We start from the raw sequence: 24,533 nt of genomic DNA, 5'->3' as shown, positions 1-24,533 counted from the left end.
CCCAAGGATATTATCGCTTAGGTTTATAAGGGCATATGCGCAATCGCGTCAACGTGGTGATATGACTTGTTATATTTCCGGGTTTGTTCTGGTACCGGAATGGCTTTTCCCTACCGAAAAGCCTCTATTTCGATCCCGAAACGTTTCAACTTGTCATAAAGGGTTTTCTTTGGAACGGCCAATGCTTCCGCCGCCGCCGGCACATCGCCCTTCTGGTCGGTCAGGGCGGCCATGATCAACTGGCGTTCAAACGCCTCCACCTGCGCCGCCAGCCCGACCGCCTCTGCCCCCGCACCCAACAAGGCCGGCAGACCAAGCGCCATACGGTCGGCGACATTGCGCAATTCGCGGACATTGCCGGGCCAGGTATGGGCCAGCAGCGCCTGACGATCCGCCGCCGGCACCAGTGGTGGTGGCGTCCCCAGCCGGTCGCTGGCCGTCAGCAGGAAATGGTCCAGCAGCATGGGAATATCCTCGCGCCGTTGCCGCAGCGGCGGGATCGACAGGGGCACGACATTCAACCGGAAATACAGATCCTCCCGGAACCGCCCCTGTTTCGACAGTGCACCCAGATCCTCCTTGGTCGCCGCGACAAACCGGATATTCAGCGCGATGGACCGGTTGGAGCCCAGCCGCTCCACCCGCCGGTCCTGCAGCACGCGCAGCAACTTCACCTGCGCTGCCATCGGCATACTTTCGATCTCGTCCAGAAAGACGGTGCCGCCATCGGCGAATTCCAGCTTGCCGATGCGGGTCTTGGCGGCCCCGGTAAAGGCGCCTGCCTCATGCCCAAACAGCTCGCTTTCCACCATACTGTCGGGGATCGCCCCGCAATTGATGGCGACGAATGGTTTGGCCGCGCGTTTGGAGAACTGGTGCAGGGCGTGGGCCACCATTTCCTTGCCGCTGCCCGTCTCGCCCAGGATCAGGACATCGGCGCCGGTATCCGCCACCTGCCTGATCAGCTTCTTGACGGCCATCATGCCCGCCGACCGGCCCAGAAGGGCGGCATCCAGCCCATCCTGCTGCACCAGCGCCTGACGCAGCGCCCCCACCTCTGCCACCAGCTGGCGTTTTTCCAGCGCCCGGTTGACGGTGCTGACCAGCCGGTCGGACGCGAACGGTTTTTCAATGAAATCATAGGCGCCGTCGCGCATGGCGCCCACCGCCATGGCAATATCGCCATGCCCCGTCATCAGGATGACCGGCAGCGCCGCATCCACCGCCACCGCCGCCTTCAGCAGCGCCAACCCATCCATCCCCGGCAGGCGCACATCGGTGATCAGGACATCCGCCCCATCCCGCTGCAAGGCGTCCAGCGTCGGTTCCGCCGCCGCAAAGCCGCGCACGGGCAGGTCGGCCAGTTCCAGCGCCTGTTCCACGCCCAACCGGACGGAATCATCATCCTCCACCAGCAGGATGCGCGGTGCGCCCATGCCCTAAACCCCTTCTGCCGCCGGCAGGTCGATGCTGAAAACCGCACCGCCATCCCGCCCGTTCGCGGCGGTCAGACTACCATCATGGTCGCGGATGATGCTGGCCGAAATCACCAGCCCCAGGCCAAGGCCGACACCGGGCGGCTTGGTCGTGAAAAACGGTTCGAACAGATGCGGCATATGTTCGTCGGCAATCCCCGGCCCGGTATCGGCCACGCATAGCCGCACCCGCCCCCCTGCCACATCCCCCAACACCGTCACGCGCCGCTGCACCTGACCCGCGACCGCGTCCAGCGCATTGCCGATCAGGTTGACCAACACCTGTTCCAGGCGCAGCGGGTCACAGCGCACAATCAGCCCATCGGCCAGATCCAGCACGATCTCCGCCCCCACCCGCCGGACCTTTTCGGCCAAAAGCGTCAGGGCGTTGTCGGTGGCGCGTGCCACGGCCACATCCTCGGGCCGGTTATCCGACCGCCGGGCAAAGGTGCGCAATTGCCCCGTGATCCGCGCCATCCGTTCCGTAAGGCCCGCGATATGGCGCAAATTCTCCTCCACCCGTTCCAGCTTGCCGCGTTCCAGAAAGGCCGCCGCATTGTCGGAAAAGGTGCGCAGTGCGGCCAGCGGCTGGTTCAGTTCATGGGTAATACCCGCTGACAGTTGGCCCAGGGCCGCCAGCTTGGCTGCCTGCACCAGATCATCCTGCGCCCGGCGCAAATCCTCATTCGCGGCGACCAGTTCTGCGGTGCGCGCTGCCACCTCCCGCTCCAGCGCTGCCGCCGACCGTTCCCAGGCCCGCCTTGTCCGCCGCCGCTGCCGCCAGTAAAGCCAGCCCAGCAGGCACAACGCTGCCACCCCCACCCCGCCGACGCGGCCCACATCGCGGGCCATCTGCACCCCGTCCAGGCTGGACAGAAGGTAAAGCCGCCATGGCGTGCCCTCCACTTCGCTGTCGCTGGCCAGATAGGCCACGGGCGCGCCGGCCAGCGTCACCGTCCCGTCTGCACCCGCGCGCCAATCCAACCCGCGCAGCGCCACCCCCTCATATTGCCGTGTATCGGCCAGCCGCACCTTCTCCGCCTCCGACAGCGGGGCCAGGGTACGAAAGGTCCAGTCGGGTACCGATGACAGGATCACCACCCCATTGCCATCCACCACCAGAATCCGGTCCGACAGCCCGGCCCAGCTTTTCTCCACCGGGGCCAGCGAGACCTTGACGACGGTAATGCCCAGGGTCAGGCCGCCTTCTTCCAGCGCGCGAGCGAAATAATGCCCCGGTTCCCGGCTGGTGGTGCCGACGCCATAAAAGCGCCCTGCCCCACTGGCCAGCGCCTCGCGGAAATAAGGGCGATAGGCGAAGTTGCGGCCCACGAAACTGTCCGCCTGTCGCCAATTGCTAGCCGCCAGTGTGGTACCGGCCGTATCCATCAGGTAAAGCGCCGCCGCCCCCGTCCGCGCCGCGATCTGCTCCATATAGATATTCGCCGCCTCAATGGCCACCGGATCATCCGGGCTTTGCAATGCGGCGCGCAGGGTGCGCGACAGGCCCAGGATGGCCGGCGTCGTCTCATGCCGCGTCAGCTCACTGCGCAGGCCCGCGACATAGAGGTCGCGTTTCGGCCCCGCCTGATCCAGCAGCGCATCCCGGCTGATCCCCGCCGCCAACTCCCCGCCGGCCCAGGCCAGGACAAACGCCAGCAGGGCGAAGCCCAGCCCAATCAGGCCGGTCTTCACCCTGTGGCTGCCGCGCATGGGGAGGGGGGAGGTCATGGCGGCAAAGGATAAAGGATGAAACAGGTTTTGCGGAAGCGCTTACTCCGCCGGGGCCAGCACGGGGCGCGGCCGCTCCAATGCTTCCTCAATCCCCGTCGGGTTAGCCAGTTCGGCCTGCATCTTGGCCGTATCCAGCGCGCCTTCCCACTTGGCCACCACCAGCGTGGCGACACCATTACCGATCAGGTTGGTCAGGGCGCGCGCTTCCGACATGAACCGATCAACACCCAGGATCAGGGCGATGGACGCCACCGGGATATGGCCGACCGTGGCCAGCGTGGCGGCCAGCACGATGAAGCCCGACCCGGTGACCCCCGCCGCACCCTTGGAGGTCAGCAGCAGCACCGCCAGAATGCCCAGTTCCTGCCAGATGGTCAGGTCGGTATTGGTGGCCTGGGCCAGGAAGATGGCGGCCATGGTCAGGTAAATGCAAGTACCATCCAGGTTGAAGGAATAACCGGTGGGCACGACCAGCCCCACGACCGACTTTTCCACACCCAGCTTGTTCAGCTTCGCCATCAGGCGCGGCAGGGCGCTTTCCGATGACGACGTGCCCAGCACGATCAGCAGTTCTTCACGGATATAGCGGATGAAGCGGGTGATGGAGAAACCACAGACCCGCGCCACCACACCCAGCACGCCGAAGATGAAGATCAGGCACGTGGCATAAAACGCCGCCATCAACTGCCCCAGCGAGATCAGCGTATCGACCCCGTACTTGCCGATGGTAAAGGCCATGGCGCCAAAGGCACCGATGGGCGCCACCTTCATCAGGATGCCGACAATCTTGAAGAAGATGCCAGAGGCCTGATCGATCAGGTGCAGCATGGGCCGGCCCTTGTCGCCCAGGCTTTGCAGGCCGAAGGCGAACAGGATGGCGATGAACAGCACCTGCAAAATCTCGCCCTCGGCAAAGGCGCCGACGACGGTCGTGGGGATGATGTGCATCAGAAAGGCGACGGTCCCCTGCTCCTGCGCCTTGGCGGCATAAGACGCGATGGACTTGGTGTCCAGAGTGGCGGGATCGACATTCATGCCGGCCCCCGGTTGCCAGACATTGACGATCACCATGCCCAGAACCAGGGCGATGGTCGTCAGAACCTCAAAGTAAATCAGGGCCTTGAACCCAACCCGCCCCACCTTCTTCATATCCTCCATGCCGGCAATGCCATGCACGACGGTCAGAAAGATGATGGGCGCGATCAACATCTTGATCATCTTGATGAAGGCATCGCCCAACGGCTTCATGCTTTCACCCACCGACGGGTAGAAATGCCCCAGCGCGATGCCGACGGCGATGGCCACCAGCACCTGCACATAAAGGCTCTGATAGAACTTTTTCGGCGCCGCCGGGCTGGCGGCGATGCTGGCACCCTGGGCCATGTCGCTTCTCCCAATTGATCCGTGTCCGCCGGGTTGGGAGGCCGCATGGCCCCGTCCCGCCTTCGGGGGGCCTTTAGGCATGTGCTGTGCCAGGGGCAGGGATGCAGGAGAATCAAGGGGTTGGCGCGGGGTGGGGGCGGGTTTTGTCTGGAAGTTCGGACAGGGGTAGTGGGGTTTGTGCGGGATTTCGGACGGGGGGGGTATTACGCTAACAAAGTCACCGATGTGCGTCTATGAGACCACTCCCCTTTCCGCGAGGGCGACGGATTGAACTATGGTGATAAGAAAGGTGACAAATTTCCTCTAGCTTTAGGCGTGTAGGCGGTGTACGTAGGGTCCGTTAAATAGGAGGTCATATGTCTAAGAGGCTTGTCGTATTTAATCACAAAGGTGGCGTGAGCAAAACCACCTCAGCATACAATATTGGGTGGATGCTGTCATCCACGATGAGGGTTTTGCTTGTAGATGCTGATCCTCAGTGTAATCTTTCTGGATTAATCCTGAGGGACGATTTTGAGCGTCATTATTTAGAGGATGCGACAAAACTCAACAATCTAAAAGATGGCGTGGCTGCCACCTTTACTGGCAGACCCTCACCAATCACTGCGGTTGACTGCGTTAATGTAGCCAGGGCGCCGGGGCTTTATTTGCTTCCAGGCCACGCCAATCTTTCTGAATATGATGCCGCATTGACATTTGCGCAAACTTCAAATAATGCGTTAGCTACATTACAAAATCTCCCCGGTGCGTTTGCAGAACTTCTGCGATTAACTGAGGAGCGTTACAATATTGACGTTACAATTATAGATTTAAACCCTGGATTGAGCGCAATAAATCAAAATCTTTTTTTGATTTCCAATGCCTTCATTATTCCAACAAACCCTGATCCTTTTTCTTTAATGGCACTAGATACCCTCAAGACTGTTCTTCCTCGTTGGGTTGCTTGGAAAAACTCTGCACTTCCTTTGTTCGAGGAGTCTGCATACCCTCTCCCAGCAGGCACGCCAAAATTCATCGGCACCCTTATTCAACGATTTAATATTCGAAATGGTCGCGCTGCGCGCCCATACAGAGACAATATATCTGAAATAAATGCAAAGGTAAACGGGGACGTTGTCGCAGCGCTTAGGCGTGCTGGCATGACTTTAGAGCCTGGTGAGTATGTTTTGAATGACACATATTGTCTTGGAGAAATACCAGATTTCCAGGGGCTTTTACCAAAATCTTATGACGCAGGGGCTCCAATATTCGCACTAACCAACGAAGAGATTGGTGAAACCGGCACCGTTCTTGCAAACTTCATTGATCGTCGCGATACGTTCTACACACAATTTAACGTAATCAGCAACAACATAAGAGATATGATTTCCCATGCTTAACGCGAAATCTGTTTTCAATCGTAACATCGCTGAGGCCCGCCAGAACACAGCCTTGTTTGATTACATTTCGGCTCAAGTACGAGTGCCAACATCTTTTGATGACTTGCTCCGCGCCCAAATAGTGATCGCTGTTGCAGCATTTGACAAGTTAATGCACGACGTAATTCGTATAGGCATGTGCCAAACTTTTGCTGGCACAAGACCTGCAACCAAAAAGTTTAATGGGGAGACAGTATCGCTTCAAACTCTTACATCGATCTCACTCGCTACAATGCCTCCTAAGGAAAATATCTTTGAGAATGCTGTAGTAGAAAAATTAAAAATTCTATCTTTTCAACATCCAGATAAAATAAGCGATGGCCTCTCTTTAATATGGCCAGAGAAACATAAGTGGGCTATTATTTCTAAAAAGGCAGGTTATAGTGAAGAGTATATGACCAAAAAATTAGTATTAATTTCAACACGTAGAAATGCAATTGTGCATGAGTCTGATATGAACCCGCTTACAAATGAGAAGACACCAGTAAGTCGCGCAGAATGCGATGATATAACTAATTTTATCGCTCGATGCGGCAATGCCATTGTTGATCTGGTGATAAATCCTTCAATTAGCCCGCCCACCTCTAATGTAAATAGCTTTAAATAGATATTTATTATAAATATATAGCCACCTCACCCAAATCTGAGGCCGGAGATCTTAGACTTTAATAGGTTTTTGTCGTGATTTCTTAAATCGCGGCATTCGCCGGGATGTCGATGGCTTGGCCCAGAAGCTAGGCGAGAACGCCACCGCACCCCTGCCCCCCGCCAACCGCCCTTGTCGCAGCGCACAAAGCCATGCGATAAGGCACCCATAACGCAACATTCTGGAACCGCCGCCCCCATCGGGCCGCCACCGTTCCGGTGGTGCTTATGGTGTTCGGCTGCATCCTGCGCCGGGCCGGATCCTCAAGGTTACGTTTCCTCACATGCTCGATTTTAATGGTCTGGGGCTGCTGTCCCCGCTTTCCGCCGGCTTGGCCACGGCGGGCTATACCACCCCCACCCCGATCCAGGCTCAGGCCTTGCCCCCCGCCTTGGCGGGCCGTGACGTGCTGGGTCTGGCCCAGACGGGCACGGGCAAGACGGCGGCCTTTGCCCTGCCGGTGCTGCAGGCCCTGACCAAGGCGGATAAGCGTGCCCGGCCGCATTATCCCCGCGCCCTGATCATGCTGCCCACCCGCGAACTGGCGCTGCAGGTCGGCACCGTGTTCGACCTGCTGGGCGTGCAGCTGCCTTTCACCAATGCCGTGGTGCATGGTGGTGTCTCGATCAATCCGCAGATCAAGGCGCTGGCCGCTGGCGTCGATATCCTGATCGCCACGCCGGGCCGCCTGATCGACCTGATGGATCAGGGCAAGTGCAAGCTGGACAATATCGCCCTGTTCGTTCTGGACGAGGCGGACCGCATGCTGGACATGGGGTTCCTGCCGGCGGTGAAGAAGATCGTGGCGAAGCTGCCCAAGACGGGCCGCCAGACCATGTTCTTCTCTGCCACCATGCCCAATGATGTCTCCGGTCTGGCCGAAAGCCTGCTGCATGATCATGTCCGGGTGGAGGTGACGCCGCCCGCCACGACGGTGGAGCGCATCGACCAGTCGGTGATCCATCTGGATATGGCGCAGAAGGCACCGACCCTGGTGAAACTGCTGTCCGATCCGGCGGTAGAGACCGCCATCATCTTCACCCGCACCAAGCATGGCGCCAATAAACTGGCGGCACAGCTGGCGGGCGCTGGCCTGGAGGCTGACGCCTATCACGCCAACAAGTCACAGAATGCCCGCGAACGCGCGCTCGATGCCTTCCGCGCCGGCAAGACCCGCGCCCTGGTCGCCACCGACATTGCGGCGCGCGGCATTGATGTGGACCTGATCACCCACGTCTTCAATTATGACCTGCCGGAAGTGCCCGACGCCTATGTCCACCGCATTGGCCGCACGGGCCGCGCGGGTCGGGCCGGCACCGCCGTTTCCCTGGTCACGCCCGCCGACCGCCCGCTGCTGAAGCAGATCGAGAAGGTCACGCGGCAGTCGATCCCGCGTCACGCGATGGAACCCGCTGCCGCCGCTGTCCTGCCGCAGTTGAAGCCCGAACGTCCGCCGCAGCCGCAACCCAAACGCAACCGGCCCAAGCCGGCGGGCCAGCCGGGTGAGCGCAGCAGCCAAGGCCGTGGCCATCGCGGTCAGCCGCGCAACGCCGAGGCGGCACGCGGCGACGCCCCGCGCACCGACGCGCCCCGCAACAGCGCCCCCCGCGCCGAGGGCACGAGCACCCCATCTGGCAACCCGTCCGCCAGCCCGTCCACCCGGCCGCAGCAGCCGCGTCCCCAGGGCCCCCGCCCGCAGGGGCAGGGCCAACGCCCCCAGGGCCAGGGGCAGCGCCCGGCCCAGCAGGGCAAGCCGCAGCAGCACTCCCGCCCCGCCGCCAAGCAGACCGCCGACAACCGCCCCGCCCGCGACGGTGCCGCCAAGCCGCAACGGCCCCAGCGTCCGGCCCGTGAGGGGGCGGAGGCTTCGGGTGGTGACTGGACCCCTGACTTCCTGCGCCGCCCCGCGCGCGGGTAAGATTGTTTGGGGAGGGTGTCCCCTCACCCTCCCATCCAACCGCTGACTTCCCCACCGCACAATGCTACACTGCGCCAGACGGCGGTCGGACTTTGTCCAAAGACCCGGTCCCCCTGCAACACACCTTCATTTTCTGTTGCATCCTGTTGCACGACCGCGCGGGAACCGGCGTTCTGGTAACTGAATTACCAAACTGACATCGAATTCTTGTAACTGGGGGGATCAAATCCCCTGCGAACCATGCTATAAGGCATGGGAAAGATGGGGCGCGCACGCCCCGATAAGATTATCGCACCACCAGAGCATCAAGGATCGCCCATGCGCCGCCACCGCCACGCCAAGATCGTCGCCACCGTCGGCCCGGCCAGCAATACGCCGGAGAAGCTGAAGGAGCTGTTCCTGGCCGGTGCCGACGTGTTCCGCCTGAATTTCAGTCACGGCACCCATGACGACCATGCCAAGGTCCACGCCGCCATCCGCGCCCTGGAAAAGGAAGTGGGCCGTCCCATCGGTATCCTGCAGGATTTGCAGGGGCCGAAGATCCGCATCGGCACCCTGACCGCCGGCAAGGAAGATCTGGTGAACGGGGAGAAGGTGACCTTCGTGCTGGGCAAGGAGCCCGGGGGCAAGGACAATATCCCCCTGCCCCATCCGGAGATTTTCAAGGCCATCATGCCGGGCCAGGACCTGCTGATCGATGATGGCCGCGTGCGGGTGCGGGTGCGCGGCGTCAGCGATGACAAGATCACGGCAGAGGTGATTGTCGGCGGCGTCATCTCCAACCGCAAGGGCGTGAACCTGCCCGGCACGGCGCTCGACCTGTCACCCCTGACGGAGAAGGACCGCGCCGATCTGGCCTTTGGCCTGTCGCTGGGCATGGATTGGATCGCCCTGTCCTTCGTGCAGCGCCCGTCCGACGTGATCGAGGCCAAGGCCCTGATCGGTGACAAGGCTGGTCTGGTCTCCAAGATCGAAAAGCCGCAGGCGCTTGAAAAGATCGAGGATATCATCCGCCTGTCCGACGCCATCATGGTGGCACGCGGCGACCTGGGCGTGGAAATCCCGCATGAGGATGTGCCCGGCCGCCAGAAGGAACTGGTCCGCGCCGCGCGTCTGGCCGCCAAGCCGGTGATCGTGGCCACCCAGATGCTGGACAGCATGGTGGCCAGCCCGACCCCGACCCGCGCCGAGGCGTCCGACGTTGCCACCGCCGTCTATGATGGTGCCGATGCCGTCATGCTGTCCGCTGAAAGTGCCTCGGGCCAGTACCCGGTGGAAGCCGTGTCGATGATGAACCGCATCATCACCAGCACGGAGCATCACCCGACATACCGCCCCATCATCACGGCGCTGGAGCCGGAGGTGGATCACACCCCGTCGCATGCCGTCGCCGGTGTGGCCGCCGATCTGGCCGGCACCATCGATGCCGCCGCCATCTTCGCCTATACGTCCAGCGGCAATACCGTCGCCCGTATCGCCCGCAAGCGGCCCGACGTGCCGGTGCTGGCCACCACCCCGCATGAGAGTGTGGCCCGCCGTCTGGCGCTGGTCTGGGGGGCGCACGCCATCCATTCCGTTGATGTCGGCACCTATGAAGAGATGGTGGACCGCGCCCGTACCCTGGCCGTGAAGGAAGAGTTCGCCCGTCCGGGTGATCGGATCGTCATCGTCGCCGGCATCCCCTTCGGCCAGTCGGGCAGCACCAACAACCTGCGCATCGCCAAGATCTGATCGCGCGGGACATGAAAAAAGCCCGGCGGCCTCACGGTCACCGGGCTTTTCTTTTGTGAACTCGACGCTTACGCCGCCTGCAGGCGCAGACCGTCCAGGCGGTTGGCCAGGGCCTGCTGGCCTTCATTGTCATGGTCGAAGCGGAGGGAACAGGTACCCAGTTCGCTGGCCACGATGGTAAAGCTGATGGGGGTCGGCAACTGGCGCCAGGTCAGTTGCCCCTTCTGCCCCACGCTGACGCCATCCAGGGACAGCAGGGCACCACCGCTGGAAATATTGTCCAGGCTGGCCTCCAGGGACCGGCCCCCGATCTGCACACTGACCGTCTGCCCCACCTGATACCGGCGGCTCCCACGGCGGTCGACATCGGAAATGGCGGTGCGGACGACGCGGACCAGGGTCTGGCGCAGGGCGTTCACGCCATCGGTGACATGGGTCGATACCTCGCGCAGCAGCTGGGCCTTCTGCCCGGTACCGTGGGCCTCCTCCGACACCAGGGCGATGCGGCGGGACACCTCGCGGTTGGCGTTGGCCGTCTCCGATACGTTGCGGGCAATCTCCTTGGTCGCCGCCGACTGTTCCTCCATCGCGGCAGCGATGGTGGAGGAGATATGGTCCATGTCGTTGATGGCCCCGCTGATGGAGGTAACGGCCTCCACGGCGGCGGCGGTGGCCGACTGGATCTCGCTGATCTTGCGGGTAATGTCCTCGGTCGACCGGCTGGTCTGGGTCGCCAGGTTCTTCACCTCCGACGCCACGACGGCAAAGCCCTTGCCGGCTTCGCCGGCGCGTGCCGCCTCAATGGTGGCGTTCAATGCCAGAAGGTTGGTCTGGCCAGCAATGTCACCGATCAGGTTGGCGACCTCCCCGATCTGGCCCACCACCTCGCGCAGGCTTTCGATGGTCTCGCGGGTACGCTCGCCCCCTTCCACAGCCTTGCGGCTGACGGTCATGGCATGGGCGACCTGGGCGCTGATCTCCTGGATGGAGGCGGTCAGTTCTTCAGTGGCGCTGGCAACTGCCTCGGCATTGGCCAGCGCCTGTTCGGCGGCGGCAGCCACGTTCTGGGCATTGTCGCTGACCTGGGCCGCAGACTGCTCCATGCCGGCGGCGGTCTTGTCCATGATGGCGGCTTCAGCGGCGACATTGTCCACCGATACGCGGCTTTCGCTTTCCACCGTTTCGGCCATGCCGGTCAGGGCGGCCACGCGTTCCTCCCGCGCCTTGGCCTCTGCCTCCGCCTGGGCTTCACGCAGGCGGACATTATCCGCCGTGCGTTCATGCAGGATGGCCAGTGCGCGGGACATGTCCGCGATCTCATCCTTACGGTCACCGGCGGCAGGCACCTTGACCGACAGATTGCCGTCGCCAATGGCGGCCAGAACATCGGTCAGCGTAATCAAGGGCCGCACGACATGACGGTTCAGGACGAACATCACCAGCGCCGACACCGCCACGCCAACCACCAGCAGTATCAAGGACAGATCGGCCAGATCATCGGCAATGTCGACAGCGCTGCCCAATTCACGGTGCATGCTGTCGGTAGCCTGTCCGGCGATGACATCCACTTCCTTCACCACCGCTTCCAGGGCGTCGGTCAGGGCCTCGGTCTTGGAATCCAGCTCACCCATCAGCTTGTTGCCCTGGGCGGGACCGTCCTTCACATAGGCGTGGGCCATCTTCAGGCCCAGATCATAGAACGGGTCCAGCGCGGCACCGACCTTGTCCAACTCTGCCACCAGCTTGGATTGACCCATGGTCTTGGCCAGTTCGCGGGACTTGCGCAGGTTTTCGCGCGCATGGTCGCGGGCCTTTTCGGCTTCCGCAAACCCGTCATCCAAACCGTCCAGACCGCGCGTGGCTGAAACATCGGTAAGCCATTGCTGGATCTGCACCAGATTGATCGACAGCAGGCGCGCCGAAGAGACGAGGTCCAGCGACTGCACCGCCGCCATGTCGGCGGCCCGGTTCGCCTCCGCAATCTGCTTCTGCTGCCGCCCGGCACCCAGCAGCATCAGCACCGTCGCCGCAGCCAGCAACAGCAATACCAGCAGGTTGGAAAACATGATCTTCTGGCTGATGCCGATGCGCATGGTGCAATATCCCGACTGTCCCGATGGAACATTCATCACAAGGATAAATGTCCCGCATACCGGGGTATTGATAGCATCCGCGACGACACCGCCGCATCTATCCGGTCGAATAGGCCTTCGGCCTTGCGCTTGCGCCCGTCACAACAAACGCGGCAGCATATGCATCACGGCCTGCCGTCCGGCGGGTACACAGATCAGGTTGCAAACAATGACACCGGGGAAGGGATCGGTGCTGTTCCCCCTGAAATTGGGCACAACGTGCAACGGCACGGTATGCTGCCACACCCGGTAGTTCATTTCCCGCAGCAGATCGAGCGTGGCCTGATCGGGTTTACCAGCATCGCAGCGCAGATAAAGACACGGGCGATGCTGCAGAATGCTGCTCCTTGCCCCTTTCAACACGCGCAGGACCAGTGCATCAACACTCACCTTGATCAGATGCAGGCTGTCCAGCCCCAGCGCATCGATGCCGGTGCCATCCCCCTGCAGCGGCGTCACGCTACCATGATGAACATGGGCCATGTTCCACTGCATCAGTTCCCGCAGATGCGTCTCCGGCTCGAACGCGTGGACCTTGAATTGTTTTGACAGGGCCAAGGCATGCAGGCCGATACCGGCCCCGACCTCCACCACGGTCTCGCCGGGTTCCAGGGTGCGGGCGCAGGCTTCCACCTCACCTTCCAGCCATTCGCCATCGGCTTCCAGGCAACGCCCCAGAATCCTGTCGGACGATGGATAGCGGAGAACGCCCAGGCGCGTTGCGGCTTCCAGGGCATCCTGATTGCCGATGGTCACCATCTGCTGCGACAGGACCGGGGGACGCTGTGCCGGTAACGGCGGGGTCGGCACGGGCGGGAACGGCAAAGGCGGCCGACGTGGCGGTGGGGAAGCCGGGCTCAACCGTGACGCATCACCATCCTTCAGCAAGGCGACTTCGGTGGCCAGACGCTGGAAGACGCTGGCCCAGTCACCAGCCGTCGACTGCCGGAACAGCCGCATGGTTCGCGGATACCAGGGACTGTCTTCCCGATTGCGCATCCACCGCCAATCGGGCGCAAACTTCAATGGAACCCAGACAGGGCAGCCAAGAGCACCAGCCAGATGGGCCACCGATGTGTCGGACGAAATGATAAGGTCCAGATGCTGCATGACCGCAGCCGTGTCCATGAACGCATCCGGGCCTTCATCGAAATCAGGCCCCAGCGTTTGAACCTTCATCCCATCGGGCAACCGGTCAAGCTGATCCAGGCCAAAGCCCTTCTGCAGGCTGATCAGCGTGACACACGGCACACGGGCGACCGGGGCCAGATGTTCCAAGCCAAATGAACGGCCACGATCAACACCGGTTCCTGGCTTGCCCTGCCACACGACACCGATACGAAAACCACCCTTGGGCAGTCGATTACGCCAGGCATCAACCCGATCCGGGTCCGCCCTCAGATAGGGGATGGGTGCCGGCACACGATCCACAGTCACACCCAGCACGCGCGCCAGGCTCATGATCGGGACATGCACATCGAAGGGCGGCAACGGTTCACCGAAGGTCGCCAGAGTCACCCCGGTCATCGCCAAACGATAGAGGGCCAGAAGGTTGGAGGGCACCTCCAGGATGACATGGGCGGCCCGTGCCACCACCTGCTGCACAAAGCGGACAAACTGGATACTGTCGCCCAACCCCTGCTCATGATGGATCAGGATGGTTTTGCCGCTGATATCCTCTCCCTGCCATTCTGGACGGCCAAAATCACGCAGGGGAACGGGCAGGTTGGGCCGCAGCCAGCGCCATTCGAAATGCTGCCAGCCTTCTTCCCACTGCCCCAGGGACATGAACAGTCCGGCTGCCGTCGTGTGCAGCAACTGATCGTGGGGATGCACCTCCAGCATGCGGCGGGCATGACGCACCGCCGTGACCATATCCCCGGCCTCCATGGCAAGGCTGGTCAGGTTGTTCAACGCATCGCGATAGGTGGGAGCCTGCGCGATCACCGCTTCGAAACAGCGGCGGGCACCATCCAGATCACCGGTATGGATGAACAGCGCGTTGCCAAGGTTGACCAGCGCTTCCGGCATACCGGGACGCAGGCGCAGCGCGATATGGTAATACCCGATAGCTTCGTCGGCTTTGCCAAGGCGGACAAGGTTGTTGGCAAGATTGACATACACTTCCGGAAGATCAGCGCGAACCTTAAGGGCGTCGCGGTAGCGCTGCACCGCTTCTTCCACCAGCCCCCCGTCGACCAGAAGATTGGCAAAATTGAACAGGCATTCCGCAGAATTGGGTTCCAGTGCCAGGGCGCGCTCATAACTGGTCCGGGCGCCGGCAAGGTCGCGTGATGCATGCAGCGCCTGGGCCAGAATTGCATGTGCCCCGGCAGCATCGGGCCGCAGCGCGGCTGCCCTCTGGCTGGCCTGCACGGCATCGGCGGCGCGGCCCAATGCCAATAGCGAGTTGGAGAGGTTGATCAGCGCGTCATAATCCTGAGGAACCAACGTCACCCAATGGCCGATCGCCTCCGCCGCCTCGGCGTGACGACCCATTTGCTGAAAAGCGATGCCAAGCGGATGCAGCACGTCGGCGAAGGTCGGATGGGCTTTCAGCAAGGCCTGATACCGACGGATAGCTTCCTCTAGCTTGCCCGCCAGATGCACGGCCTTCGTCGCGTTCAGTTCCGCCAGGGCTTGCTGCTGACTATCAACCATTCTCCACGGCTCCCCTGTACCGCCTGCCTTGATTACCGACGCATATTTCCGATTGACCGGAAGCAGCTCTAGAAAAGCCCTGTCATCCGGGCCGGTTCGCAGAGAGCAACCCGATTACCACGGGCTTCTTTTCCCCAGGTAAGGCCAGCAGGTGCTTGGGGGCGGTATCCGCGCTTTCATGATGCCACCACAGGCGATAACCCAGCTCCGTCATCCGGTTGATGAGGGCACGGGCCTGTTCCGGCACATTGACTTTGATGTAGAGGGCGGGGCGGCATCGCATGATCGTATTCTGCGCACCCTGGACCACATTCATCCCCGCCCCTTCCACATCCACCTTCAGCAAATGCAGGGATGGCAGATCAAGGCTGTCGATGGTGATCAGGGGAACGGGATCCCCGACCGCACCAGACAGGGAGATAGAATCCGTATTGGCAGGGCGGACAAGGATATGTCCCTTGCCGTCACCGACAGCGGCCTGCCGTACATGCACCTGAGCAAGCTGGTTCTCCTGCACATTCCAGCGCAGCAAGTCATTTTGAACATGCTGCGGTTCGAAGGAATGCACCCGGCCCCGCGGCCCAACCGCACGCGCCAGGGCCAGGGTGAAGGACCCAGCACCGGCACCCGCCTCCACAACCACATCGCCTTCGGCCAGCAGATCGGCACATAGCGCCGTTTGCAGGGCAAGCCCCTCGCTGGTCGGTGCCGCCTCGGCCAGATGCCGGATGCGGCCCAGCGGCGTGAGGGTTTCCGTGATCCCAAGGCCCAGTTGCTGGGATATGGCGGCAGCGGGTGGAGCGATGCCAGCCATGGGCATAGGGGCGTCCCGCAATTTGACGGGCGGCATGGGGGTCGGCAATGGCGGGGCCGCGACCGGCGGGAAGGGTACGACCGGCGGACGCAGTGGCGGAGCTGGCGGTATCAGTTTCGACCGGTCGCCATCCTTCAGCGCCGCGACATCGGCGGCCAGACGCTGGAACACGCCTGCCCAGTCGCCCGGCTCTGTCTGCCTGAACAGACGCATGTTTGTGGGATACCAGGGGCTGTCCCCGCGATCGACCATCCAGCGCCAGTCGGGCGAGAATTTCAGCGGCACCCATACCGGACAACCCAAGGCGCCGGCCAAGTGCGCCACCGATGTATCGGAGGAGATGATCAGATCCATATGCTGCATGACGGCAGCGGTATCCAGAAAGGCACCCGGCCCTTCGTCGAAATCGGGCCCTAGGGTTTCAACCTTCATGCCCTCGGGCAGACGCCCCAGCTGATCAAGACCATAGCCCTTCTGAATGCTGACAAGCGTCACGCCTGGGACACGGGCGATGGGCGCCAATTGATCCAGGGTGTAGGAACGGCCCTTATCGACGCCGGTTCCGGGTTTGCCCTGCCAGACGATGCCGATGCGGAAGCCATCCTTTGGCACACGATCGCGCCACATCTCCACCCGCGCGGGATCGGCATGGAGATAGGGAACCGTTGCAGGCAGGCTATCCACCGTCACGCCGAGCACATAGGGCAGGCTCATGACCGCGATCTGCACATCAAAGGGCGGCAGCGGTTCGTCATAGACGGCCAGGGTGACACCCGGAATGCACTGGTAAAGGGCGAGCAGGTTGCGCGGCACCTCCAGAATGACATGGGCCGCGCGCTTGACCATCTCCAGTGCAAAGCGAACAAACTGGATGCTATCGCCCAGCCCCTGTTCATGATGGATCAGGATGGTCTTGTCGCTGATATCCTCGCCCCGCCATTCAGGCTTTCCGAAATCGCGCAGGGGGACGGGGAGGTTGTCGCGCAACCATCGCCATTCGAAATGCTGCCACCCCTCCTCCCACTGTCCCATCAGCATGAAAAGGGCCGCCGCCGTACCATGGCTTGAAGAGGCATCGGGCGGCACGGCCAGCCGGCGGCGCATATAGGTCTGCGCCTCCTCCAGCCGGTTCATGTTCATCAGCAGGTTGGCAATGTTGTTCAGCGTGTCGGGATGATCAGGCAGCTGCGACAGCACCTGCATGAAGCTTCGGCATGTCTGTTCCGGATCGGCGCCATCCTCATACTCCATGGTGGAGAGGTTCAGCATCGCCTCGGGCGTGCCGGGGCGCAGGCGAAGCGCCTCCCGATAGAGGGCCGCAGCCTCTTCCCGCTGGTTAAGCCCCTGCAGGTTACTGGCCAGATTGATCATCGGTTCCACCATGGTGGGGCGATGACGCAAGGCATCACGATAGGCCTGCATCCCCTCATCCCGGCGGCCCGTGGCGCACAGGATATTACCAAGCAGAAACAAGGCTTCCGGAGAATCGGGCACCAGGGACAAGGTGGCCCGGACACTTCTTTCAGCTGCGGCCATATCGCCGCTCAACTGATCGGCCATGGCTTTCATCAGGTGCGTGTCGGGTGCGGAGGGCCGCAGCGCCAAGGCTTGGCGGTAGGTGGCCCCGGCTTCTGCACCACGCCCCAGGTTCAACAGCGAGTTGCCCAGGTTGACAAGCGCCTCGTAATCCTTGGGCGCAACCTTCAGCCAGCGGGAAATATACTCCACAGCCTCAGCGTGACGCCCCTGCTGCTGCAGCGCGATGCCCAAGGGATGTAGGACCTCGGTCAGTCCGGGATTTCCTTGCAGCAGTTCCCGATAGCCCCGCTCCGCCTCCACGACCTTGCCGGCCAGGTGCTTCTCCTTGGCGGACCGCAGCTTCGCCGCCACGTTCTGCGACATGCCTTTGCTGTGCACCTTATTCCCCCGGTGGCGGCACTCCTTGCGCAGTAGTACCTTTACGGACACAGCGGAAGCAACGCTTTCTCAATGATACGCCGGGGGCAGACTGGCATCAGCGCAGAGCGTTGCTGATCAGGTAGGTTGCGAAGTCGGCGACCTTCAACTTGATGGCAGCCCGCTCACTCTCGCCTTCCATGGCACGCGCCAGAACGATGTGACGCTGCACATCGGCATCCACCACCTTGAAAAGCGTCTCCTCCCCCTTGATACGGGGATAATAGGTGGGGTCCACGCGCTTCTGACGCTTGGACAGACGCTCGCGCACCTCCTCTTCCGTCACCTCGACATCGGCCTGCTTCTTGACCAGGGTCCAGTCCTTCTCACCCGCAAAGCCCTCTGCCAGCACCGCAGCAGGATCGCCATCGCAAACGCCCACCTTGAACAGGTTCTTGCCCAGCCCGACATCGGAGCCCCACTGGCTGAGATTGGCACTGCGGGCGACGAAGATGGTGGCCATTGATCGGGAATCCCTGCTCAAAAATCGCAAAACGGTTCCCAGGAAGTAACCCAAGCCGTGGCCCCTGGAAAGAGGGCGTAGGTAGCGCGGAGCGAATTTGTCTGTTTATTGAGCGATTATGACTAAACAGTAAGCAATCGCGCTTTAACGGGATATAAACAGCAACTCGATGATGTCCTTAAGTGATCAGCAAGAAGAAAGAATTGCCTATATTTTGGACAATATTTATTGTGGATAAATTTTAATCAATTGCTAAAGTATCCACCCAGACGGCGCAAAGCCGCGTCGCCCTGCACGGATGCAAGGCGCAAGGAAGCAAACCTCCATCAAGTGTTCTCAAAGCCAATAAAGAACCGTGAGACACATGCCGAAAGACTTAACGGCGGATTTTTCCGCATCCGGGGTGCGCTGTGACCAGGAAGCCTCGCCTGAAACCATCATTGAGTTGGCGCGTGAAGTGGCCGAAGTATCCGCCATGCGGACCAGCGCCATCGGTGACATCACCCGCCGCACAAAAATACTCGCCCTGAACGCGAAGATCGAGGCGGCCCGCGCCGGTGTACACGGCGCCGGCTTTGGCGTCGTGGCCGCAGAGGTGCAGACCATCTCTTCCCAGATTGATCTGGCAGCCAGCCAGATGCGCGACGAGATCGTGGGCAGCGCCAACCGGCTGCATCAACTGGGCCAGGGATTGGTCGGATCGATGCGGGGCCAACGCCTCGCCGACCTTGCACTCAACATGATCGATATCATTGACCGCAACCTCTATGAACGATCATGCGATGTGCGGTGGTGGGCGACCGACAGTGCGGTGGTCGATGCGCTGGAACAGCCGGGGGCGGCAACCGCCAGCCATGCCAGCCAACGCCTGGGCGTCATCCTTAAATCCTACACCGTTTACCTGGATATCTGGGTGGCGGATGCGCAGGGGCGGGTCATTGCCAGCGGGCGACCTGGCCAATACCCCGTCGCGGGCCGTTCCGTCGCTAATGAGAAATGGTTCTGCGACGCGATGGGCACGCGCGACGGCACGGAATTCGCCGTTGCCGATGTGGCCCCGCACGAAGGCCTGAACCAGCAGCCTGTTGCCACCTACGCCACCGCCATCCGGGCGGGCGGGGCGGAGAATGGACGCCCACTGGGCGTATTGGGCATCTTTTTTGATTGGTCCCCGCAGGCTGGCGCCGTGGTCGGCAATGTCCGCCTGACGGAGGAGGAACGGCTGGAAGGCCGGACCAAATGCCTGATCGTGGACAGCAATTTCCGCGTTCTTGCCGCCAGCGATCAGCGTTACCTGCTGATCGGTCGCTACCCGCTGACCACCGGCGGGCGGGACATGGGCTATTACACGGCAGAGGATGGGACGATGGTCGCCTTCGCCCTGACACCCGGCTATGAAACCTACCGGGGTCTTGGCTGGTACGGCTTGATCCTGCAGCGACCGCCGGAGGTGGAGGCCGCATGGAATGCCCGTCACGGGCACGCCTGATCCGGCTTAACAGTGGCAAGTGATGAGACGCCCGTCGATATCGGCGGGCGCCTTGCCATTTTTAAGCCTCTGCCCTGGCCGCTTGATTCGCCCCTGAGTCGCGCCGCCATGGTGGTGGAAACACCCACTGCCCATGACCAACCGCCTTATCCGCGAGGCGGATTCTCTGCATTTCAGCGTATGCGGGACGCACGGGCGGGCCTTGCGGCATCTCAGGCGAGAGAAAAGTGGTAATCTGTTATAAAGTCGCTTATGTTCGCCTTAGACAGAGTTCATGGAGTGCCGGATGTATTCGCATCCCCAACATGGTGGCGGTGAAGAGGTCAAGGAGCTGCGCCGACAGGCCGGTGCTTGGCTTAAAATCCGCCGTACGGAAGTCGGGCTGACCCAGCGTGCGCTGGCGGAGGCTGTCGGCCTTGAATATTACACAATGGTATCGATGATTGAGGCGGGGCGCGGTCGCATTCCGCCGGACAGCTATCTCGCCTGGGCTGCCGCCCTGCAGATGCAGCCGGCTGAATTCGTACGGACCCTTATGCAGTTTTATGATCCCATTACCCATTCCATTCTGTTCGGTGAAGCCGGTACAACGGCGCCCGGCGACGGGAATGGGGACAAGCAGGCACCGCGTTTCCGCGTCGTTTAAAAGGCTTGAAGGTTAAGGCAGCCGCCACATGGGCGAAATCGTCTCCATCCACATCGCGCAGATGAAAGCCGCCCGTCATGAAACGGCGGATAATGCTGCACGTGAACGGATGTCGGCGCTGCGGGAGCGGCGGGCCGCCTGGGGACGTACCATCCGGCAGCGGCGCGTGGAGTGTGGGTTCACAACCCGGACCCTGGCGGATGCTGTGGGCATCGCGACACCGACGCTGGTCAGCGCCATCGAGTCCGGTCGTGGCCGTCTTCCCGAGGGCGTGCTGACCGGTTGGGCCCTGGCGCTGGGTATGGAACCTTCCGATTTTGCGGCCGGCTACCTTGCCGCTTTTGAACCCGATGCATTCGCCGCCCTGCGGCAAAGCCATGAAGAAGGGAGGCCGGCATGAGCGCGTCGGCCGAAATATTCCGGTTCCCCGGACCTGCGGCAAACGGCAATAGCGGTTTCTGGAGCAACCAGGACATCGCCGATGTTTATCGTTGCCTGGATCAGTTCTCCCGCCATGGCCTGACCGTGGAAGCGGCATCCGGCCTGTCGGATGAGGGTGATCCCTGGTTCGCGATCGAGGATATGGCGACCGGTGATGCGCTGGTTCACATTGCCCGCATCGACGGCTTCTTCGTTGTGCATGTGCTGGATGGTGAAACTTGGTCGGGCGATACGCTGCGGCAGGCGCTGTCCGGCATCGATTTCTCGCCGTTGGCCGGGGTTGAGGCGCCGGCGCATCACGACGCCACCGCGACGGATGGCGATGACGACAAGGATGGCACGCACGCCTTCCTGCGCATCGTCAGCGCGGTCATGGCCGCCCTGACGACGGAAGTGATCGCCAACGCCGTCACGCATGATGCGGTTGCATCGCCCCTGCCACCGTCCGGCGCGCCTGACGCTGGCGACCACGGCGTTGATGCTACCAACTCGGTCCTGGATTTGCCAGCCGTTGATAGCAACCTGCCGAATGCACGGCATACGGATGTCACGGATACCGCCACATCTGGACCGGCAGAAACGCCGACACCGGTGAAGGTTGAGCATAGCGAGACGGTTGCCGTGTCCAGCAGCGACACGCCGACTTCGGCCCCGGTTGAGAAGCCGGTGCCAACCCTGGCTGTTATCGACATATCCAACACGTCGGACGTTGTGGATACCGGTACCAAACAGGCGATCGCCGTTCCCACCGGACAGAGCCAGGGGGTGGCTTTGTCCTTCACGGTCGGCGGCGATCACATCCAGGTGAGCTTTGATAGCAAGGTGACCTTTGTCGGCACCGAAAAGAAAACGGACACGTTCCTGATCGTGCTTGATGGGCACGGCAAGGATCTGACCGCAAAAGTGGAGAACTTCGATAAGGGGCAGGATAGTTTGGTGATCGAAAAATCCGGGGATGGCGGCACGTCAAGTGCCATTGTCACGGATTTGGGGGCTTTGGTTGCCAATAGCGGATCACACCTGACCGTGATCGGGCAGGCGACGGTGGAAATCCACCTGACGTCGACGCCTGATCCGCTGGTCGCTGGAGGCTGAAGATCATGAGTTTCGCAGCAGCAACCACGTTGGCCGCCGGCAGCAGCAGCCTGTCGATGACCGAACTGGCCCTTTATCACGCCATCAATGCTCTTCGTGCTGAAAAAGGGCTGGCACCTTTGAAGCCCAGCATGGACCTGTCTGTCCTTGCCGGACAGCACGCGGTCGATTTCGACAGCAATGTCGGCTACACGGCCTGGTCGCAGATTGCCGTGGCCAACCGTGTGGTACCAACCCTGCACCACTGGAGTGATGGGCAGGGGTTCGTCGCCGGTGTGCTGGCTGTGGCCGATGGACTTAAACTGTCCTTGCCGCAGAGCATTGCCGAGAATGCGGACGGGGTTGTCGCCGGAACGGTTCGCAGCAATCTGCTGACGGAGTGGATGTCAAATCCCGGAACGGCCAGCAACATTCTTTCGGCCAGTTGGGACAGTGTCGGTATCGGTTTCTCCGGTGACATGGCCTATGTCACGTTCGGCAAATATGCCGACGCGGTGGGCGGCATCAAGGTTGCGCCGATTGTCGGGACCAACACCGGTGACACGATACAGTCCACGGCCTGGGCGGACAGCATCTCGGCAGCAGGTGGCAATGATGTCATCACCGGGCTGACCAATGGCGACCGTGTTGACGGCGGCACCGGTCTGGACCGCGTTGTCCTGTCCGGTAATGCCGCATCCTACACCATTACTGCCGTGGCAGAAGGGAATGCCACCTGGGCGGTGATAACCGGCGCCGACGGACAGATCAGCATTCACAATGTTGAGTATGTGCAGTTTGCCGACCGTGTCATCGACAGCAGCAACTGGGGCGAGAACCTGACCCAGGTCCGCTTCGATGACGCGTATTACGGCCTGCGCAATGTTGATGTCGCCGCCGCTGTGACCAGTGGCGCCATCTCCTCGCTTGAAGACCATTTCTGGGCTTTCGGCGCCAAGGAAGATCGCGATCCTGCCGTCTTCTTCGATACCGACTATTATCTTGCCCACAATCCAGATATTGCGGCGGCCGTTTCCACAGGCGCGATCCGCAGTGCGTTTGAGCATTATATCCTGTATGGGCAGTTTGAAGGGCGTAATCCCAACGCCTATTTCAACACGGCGGATTATCTGGAACTCAATCCCGATGTCGCCGCTGCCATCAAGGAGGGGCAGATCGGTTCAGCAATCGATCACTATCTGTCCTATGGCCGCTTCGAAGGCCGGTTAGCGACTGAGCATTTCAATGAGGCTTTTTATCTGGCCAAGAACCCGGATGTTGCGGCAGCTGTGGCTCTCGGACAGTTTGACAGCGGCCTCAGCCATTACCGTCTGCTGGGGCAGATCGAAGGGCGTGTTCCTTTCGACGCCGACTCTATCCTGGGCTGAGGGTAATCAGGCGGCACCCACCGCCTTCACCTTGAACATGGCCCGCTCCGCAGCTTCCAGCAGAGCAGCAATGGAACGGCCATCCTCTGGATAAAGCGCCGTGCCCATGCTGAAACTGGCCGGCTGCGACAGATCACCGAGAACAAGGGGCGGTATTAGCGACCGCCGCACCCGCTCCATAGCCCGCATCAGGCCCGCACGGTCGACCGTGGCCGGCAGCAGGATGGCAAACTGAGCGCCGGTCAGGCGCCCAGCGAGCGCCCCTGCCGCCACCGCTTCGGCACGCAATCGCTCTGCAAAGACCAGCAGCATCTGATCGCCGGCCTCATGTCCAAGGCTTTCATTCATGGGACGAAGTCCTTCCAGCGACAAGAGCAGGACGCCCGCCCCCTGACCCTGGTCACCCCGGTGCATCAATGCATCCGCACTGTCGCGCAGAAACGCCATACGGCTGGACAGGCCGGTCAGACTGTCGCGATCAAGCAGTCGACGCTGCCGTTCCTGGCTGCGGAGCAGTAGCAGCAGCGGCATCCCCGCCGTCCAGACCAGGAGCCAGACAAAACTGGCCGCCAGCAGCCAGGGCGGCATGCGTGTATCCGCCCCGCCCAGATCCACGCCACGGGCCAGCAAACCTGCTCCCCGCCAAGTGTAAAGAAGTCCCAGCCCCATGAAGGCGAGCGCCAAAACGCCGCTGACCGCCCGCTGACCCTTTGCGGCGTTCCAGGTCAAAGCCCCTGCCGTGCCCCAGAGCAGAATGGCCGCCAGCCCGTCATGCAGCACAATCCGGATCCAGGGGCGCCCCGCCGCCGCCAACATCAGGGCGACGATTGCGAAGAGCGCCATGACAAGCGGCAATCGGCGATGACCCGCACGACCAATGTCACGAAAGCGGAGAGCCCCCTCCAGAATAAGCAACATGGCCGAAAGGGTGAGGCTGGTATTGGCGACGATGCCCAGGTCGGGCTGACGCCAGACGACGGCAGGCGGCAGCAGGCATGCCGTCAGACCAAGGATCGCCGCCAGCAACCAGGCGCCCGTCCCCGCCGTCCCCCGTTCTACCCGCCACAAGCCCAGGGTCACCAACAGCGACAACAAGCCACCGAACCCCAGCATCATCCGCAATGTCGCAATATCCGGCTGCCCCATGCCGACAGTCCCCGGATC

The 24,533-nt window shown here is 61.6% G+C and carries 17 protein-coding genes; 9 read left to right on the top strand and 8 right to left on the bottom strand.

Annotated features, from left to right (window positions below):
* Positions 1-110: 110 nt before the first annotated feature.
* The 3 genes from ACT6Q8_RS21255 to ACT6Q8_RS21245 all read right to left on the bottom strand — a co-directional run bounded on the left by ACT6Q8_RS21255 (position 111) and on the right by ACT6Q8_RS21245 (position 4,592).
* A complete protein-coding gene (locus ACT6Q8_RS21255; RefSeq protein ID WP_444734368.1) occupies positions 111-1,436 on the bottom strand; it encodes a sigma-54-dependent transcriptional regulator in 1,326 nt (441 codons plus the stop codon).
* A 3-nt stretch (positions 1,437-1,439) separates the two neighbouring features.
* Positions 1,440-3,170, bottom strand: a complete 1,731-nt coding sequence (locus ACT6Q8_RS21250) for a sensor histidine kinase (protein ID WP_444734367.1) — start codon at positions 3,168-3,170, stop codon at positions 1,440-1,442.
* Between the two features lie 78 nt (positions 3,171-3,248).
* Positions 3,249-4,592: a dicarboxylate/amino acid:cation symporter gene (locus tag ACT6Q8_RS21245; RefSeq protein ID WP_444734366.1), complete on the bottom strand. Its 1,344-nt coding sequence runs from the start codon at positions 4,590-4,592 to the stop codon at positions 3,249-3,251.
* A gap of 356 nt (positions 4,593-4,948) precedes the next feature.
* Here ACT6Q8_RS21245 and ACT6Q8_RS21240 point away from each other — a divergent pair, with 356 nt between their 5' ends.
* The 4 genes from ACT6Q8_RS21240 to pyk all read left to right on the top strand — a co-directional run bounded on the left by ACT6Q8_RS21240 (position 4,949) and on the right by pyk (position 10,305).
* Entirely contained in the window at positions 4,949-5,971 is a 1,023-nt protein-coding gene (locus ACT6Q8_RS21240; RefSeq protein WP_444734365.1) for a ParA family protein, read from the top strand.
* The gene (locus ACT6Q8_RS21235) at positions 5,964-6,617 is read left to right on the top strand and encodes a HEPN domain-containing protein (RefSeq protein ID WP_444734364.1); all 654 of its coding nucleotides are present in this window, start codon (positions 5,964-5,966) and stop codon (positions 6,615-6,617) included. Before ACT6Q8_RS21240 ends, ACT6Q8_RS21235 begins: the two co-directional genes overlap by 8 nt.
* Before the next feature lie 322 nt (positions 6,618-6,939).
* Positions 6,940-8,574: a DEAD/DEAH box helicase gene (locus ACT6Q8_RS21230; RefSeq protein ID WP_444734363.1), complete on the top strand. Its 1,635-nt coding sequence runs from the start codon at positions 6,940-6,942 to the stop codon at positions 8,572-8,574.
* 318 nt (positions 8,575-8,892) lie between these two features.
* Entirely contained in the window at positions 8,893-10,305 is a 1,413-nt protein-coding gene (gene pyk, locus ACT6Q8_RS21225) for a pyruvate kinase (protein ID WP_444734362.1), read from the top strand.
* Positions 10,306-10,373: 68 nt separating this feature from the next.
* On the opposite strand, the gene ACT6Q8_RS21220 is transcribed toward pyk, so the two are convergent.
* The 4 genes from ACT6Q8_RS21220 to ACT6Q8_RS21205 all read right to left on the bottom strand — a co-directional run bounded on the left by ACT6Q8_RS21220 (position 10,374) and on the right by ACT6Q8_RS21205 (position 18,331).
* Positions 10,374-12,398, bottom strand: coding sequence for a methyl-accepting chemotaxis protein (locus ACT6Q8_RS21220; protein WP_444734361.1), 2,025 nt, complete (start codon positions 12,396-12,398; stop codon positions 10,374-10,376).
* A 138-nt stretch (positions 12,399-12,536) separates the two neighbouring features.
* Positions 12,537-15,098, bottom strand: coding sequence for a tetratricopeptide repeat protein (locus ACT6Q8_RS21215; protein ID WP_444734360.1), 2,562 nt, complete (start codon positions 15,096-15,098; stop codon positions 12,537-12,539).
* A gap of 82 nt (positions 15,099-15,180) precedes the next feature.
* Complete coding sequence (locus tag ACT6Q8_RS21210; RefSeq protein WP_444734359.1) at positions 15,181-17,814, bottom strand: FkbM family methyltransferase; 2,634 nt, start codon at positions 17,812-17,814, stop codon at positions 15,181-15,183.
* Positions 17,815-17,926: 112 nt separating this feature from the next.
* Positions 17,927-18,331: a hypothetical protein gene (locus ACT6Q8_RS21205; protein ID WP_054170349.1), complete on the bottom strand. Its 405-nt coding sequence runs from the start codon at positions 18,329-18,331 to the stop codon at positions 17,927-17,929.
* A 364-nt stretch (positions 18,332-18,695) separates the two neighbouring features.
* Here ACT6Q8_RS21205 and ACT6Q8_RS21200 point away from each other — a divergent pair, with 364 nt between their 5' ends.
* The 5 genes from ACT6Q8_RS21200 (at position 18,696) to ACT6Q8_RS21180 (ending at position 23,369) form a co-directional block, all read left to right on the top strand.
* Positions 18,696-19,820, top strand: a complete 1,125-nt coding sequence (locus ACT6Q8_RS21200) for a methyl-accepting chemotaxis protein (protein WP_444734358.1) — start codon at positions 18,696-18,698, stop codon at positions 19,818-19,820.
* A 286-nt stretch (positions 19,821-20,106) separates the two neighbouring features.
* The gene (locus tag ACT6Q8_RS21195; RefSeq protein WP_444734357.1) at positions 20,107-20,466 is read left to right on the top strand and encodes a helix-turn-helix domain-containing protein; all 360 of its coding nucleotides are present in this window, start codon (positions 20,107-20,109) and stop codon (positions 20,464-20,466) included.
* Positions 20,467-20,494: 28 nt separating this feature from the next.
* Positions 20,495-20,866, top strand: coding sequence for a helix-turn-helix domain-containing protein (locus tag ACT6Q8_RS21190; protein WP_444734356.1), 372 nt, complete (start codon positions 20,495-20,497; stop codon positions 20,864-20,866).
* Positions 20,863-22,002 (top strand): hypothetical protein, encoded by a 1,140-nt coding sequence (locus ACT6Q8_RS21185; RefSeq protein ID WP_444734355.1) that lies wholly within the window; start codon positions 20,863-20,865, stop codon positions 22,000-22,002. Before ACT6Q8_RS21190 ends, ACT6Q8_RS21185 begins: the two co-directional genes overlap by 4 nt.
* A gap of 5 nt (positions 22,003-22,007) precedes the next feature.
* Complete coding sequence (locus ACT6Q8_RS21180; RefSeq protein WP_082372710.1) at positions 22,008-23,369, top strand: CAP domain-containing protein; 1,362 nt, start codon at positions 22,008-22,010, stop codon at positions 23,367-23,369.
* Positions 23,370-23,375: 6 nt separating this feature from the next.
* Here the strand turns inward: ACT6Q8_RS21180 and ACT6Q8_RS21175 are convergent, their stop codons facing one another.
* Positions 23,376-24,515: a GGDEF domain-containing protein gene (locus ACT6Q8_RS21175; protein ID WP_444734354.1), complete on the bottom strand. Its 1,140-nt coding sequence runs from the start codon at positions 24,513-24,515 to the stop codon at positions 23,376-23,378.
* Positions 24,516-24,533: the final 18 nt, after the last annotated feature.

The sequence above is a fragment of the Niveispirillum sp. genome, from assembly GCF_052437035.1.
Lineage (GTDB): Bacteria > Pseudomonadota > Alphaproteobacteria > Azospirillales > Azospirillaceae > Niveispirillum.
The sequence above is the reverse complement of the archived record's forward strand: the minus strand, read 5'-3'. Positions and strand labels throughout refer to the sequence as shown.

Coding starts and splice junctions, on each gene's coding strand:
- ACT6Q8_RS21210 (WP_444734359.1), bottom strand. CDS start 17,814: ATGTCGCAGAACGTGGCGGCGAAGCTGCGGTCCGCCAAGGAGAAGCAC.
- ACT6Q8_RS21215 (WP_444734360.1), bottom strand. CDS start 15,098: ATGGTTGATAGTCAGCAGCAAGCCCTGGCGGAACTGAACGCGACGAAG.
- ACT6Q8_RS21180 (WP_082372710.1), top strand. CDS start 22,008: ATGAGTTTCGCAGCAGCAACCACGTTGGCCGCCGGCAGCAGCAGCCTG.
- ACT6Q8_RS21175 (WP_444734354.1), bottom strand. CDS start 24,515: ATGGGGCAGCCGGATATTGCGACATTGCGGATGATGCTGGGGTTCGGT.
- ACT6Q8_RS21240 (WP_444734365.1), top strand. CDS start 4,949: ATGTCTAAGAGGCTTGTCGTATTTAATCACAAAGGTGGCGTGAGCAAA.
- ACT6Q8_RS21245 (WP_444734366.1), bottom strand. CDS start 4,592: ATGGCCCAGGGTGCCAGCATCGCCGCCAGCCCGGCGGCGCCGAAAAAG.
- ACT6Q8_RS21185 (WP_444734355.1), top strand. CDS start 20,863: ATGAGCGCGTCGGCCGAAATATTCCGGTTCCCCGGACCTGCGGCAAAC.
- ACT6Q8_RS21230 (WP_444734363.1), top strand. CDS start 6,940: ATGCTCGATTTTAATGGTCTGGGGCTGCTGTCCCCGCTTTCCGCCGGC.
- ACT6Q8_RS21190 (WP_444734356.1), top strand. CDS start 20,495: ATGGGCGAAATCGTCTCCATCCACATCGCGCAGATGAAAGCCGCCCGT.
- ACT6Q8_RS21220 (WP_444734361.1), bottom strand. CDS start 12,398: ATGCGCATCGGCATCAGCCAGAAGATCATGTTTTCCAACCTGCTGGTA.
- ACT6Q8_RS21205 (WP_054170349.1), bottom strand. CDS start 18,331: ATGGCCACCATCTTCGTCGCCCGCAGTGCCAATCTCAGCCAGTGGGGC.
- ACT6Q8_RS21255 (WP_444734368.1), bottom strand. CDS start 1,436: ATGGGCGCACCGCGCATCCTGCTGGTGGAGGATGATGATTCCGTCCGG.
- pyk (WP_444734362.1), top strand. CDS start 8,893: ATGCGCCGCCACCGCCACGCCAAGATCGTCGCCACCGTCGGCCCGGCC.
- ACT6Q8_RS21195 (WP_444734357.1), top strand. CDS start 20,107: ATGTATTCGCATCCCCAACATGGTGGCGGTGAAGAGGTCAAGGAGCTG.
- ACT6Q8_RS21200 (WP_444734358.1), top strand. CDS start 18,696: ATGCCGAAAGACTTAACGGCGGATTTTTCCGCATCCGGGGTGCGCTGT.
- ACT6Q8_RS21235 (WP_444734364.1), top strand. CDS start 5,964: ATGCTTAACGCGAAATCTGTTTTCAATCGTAACATCGCTGAGGCCCGC.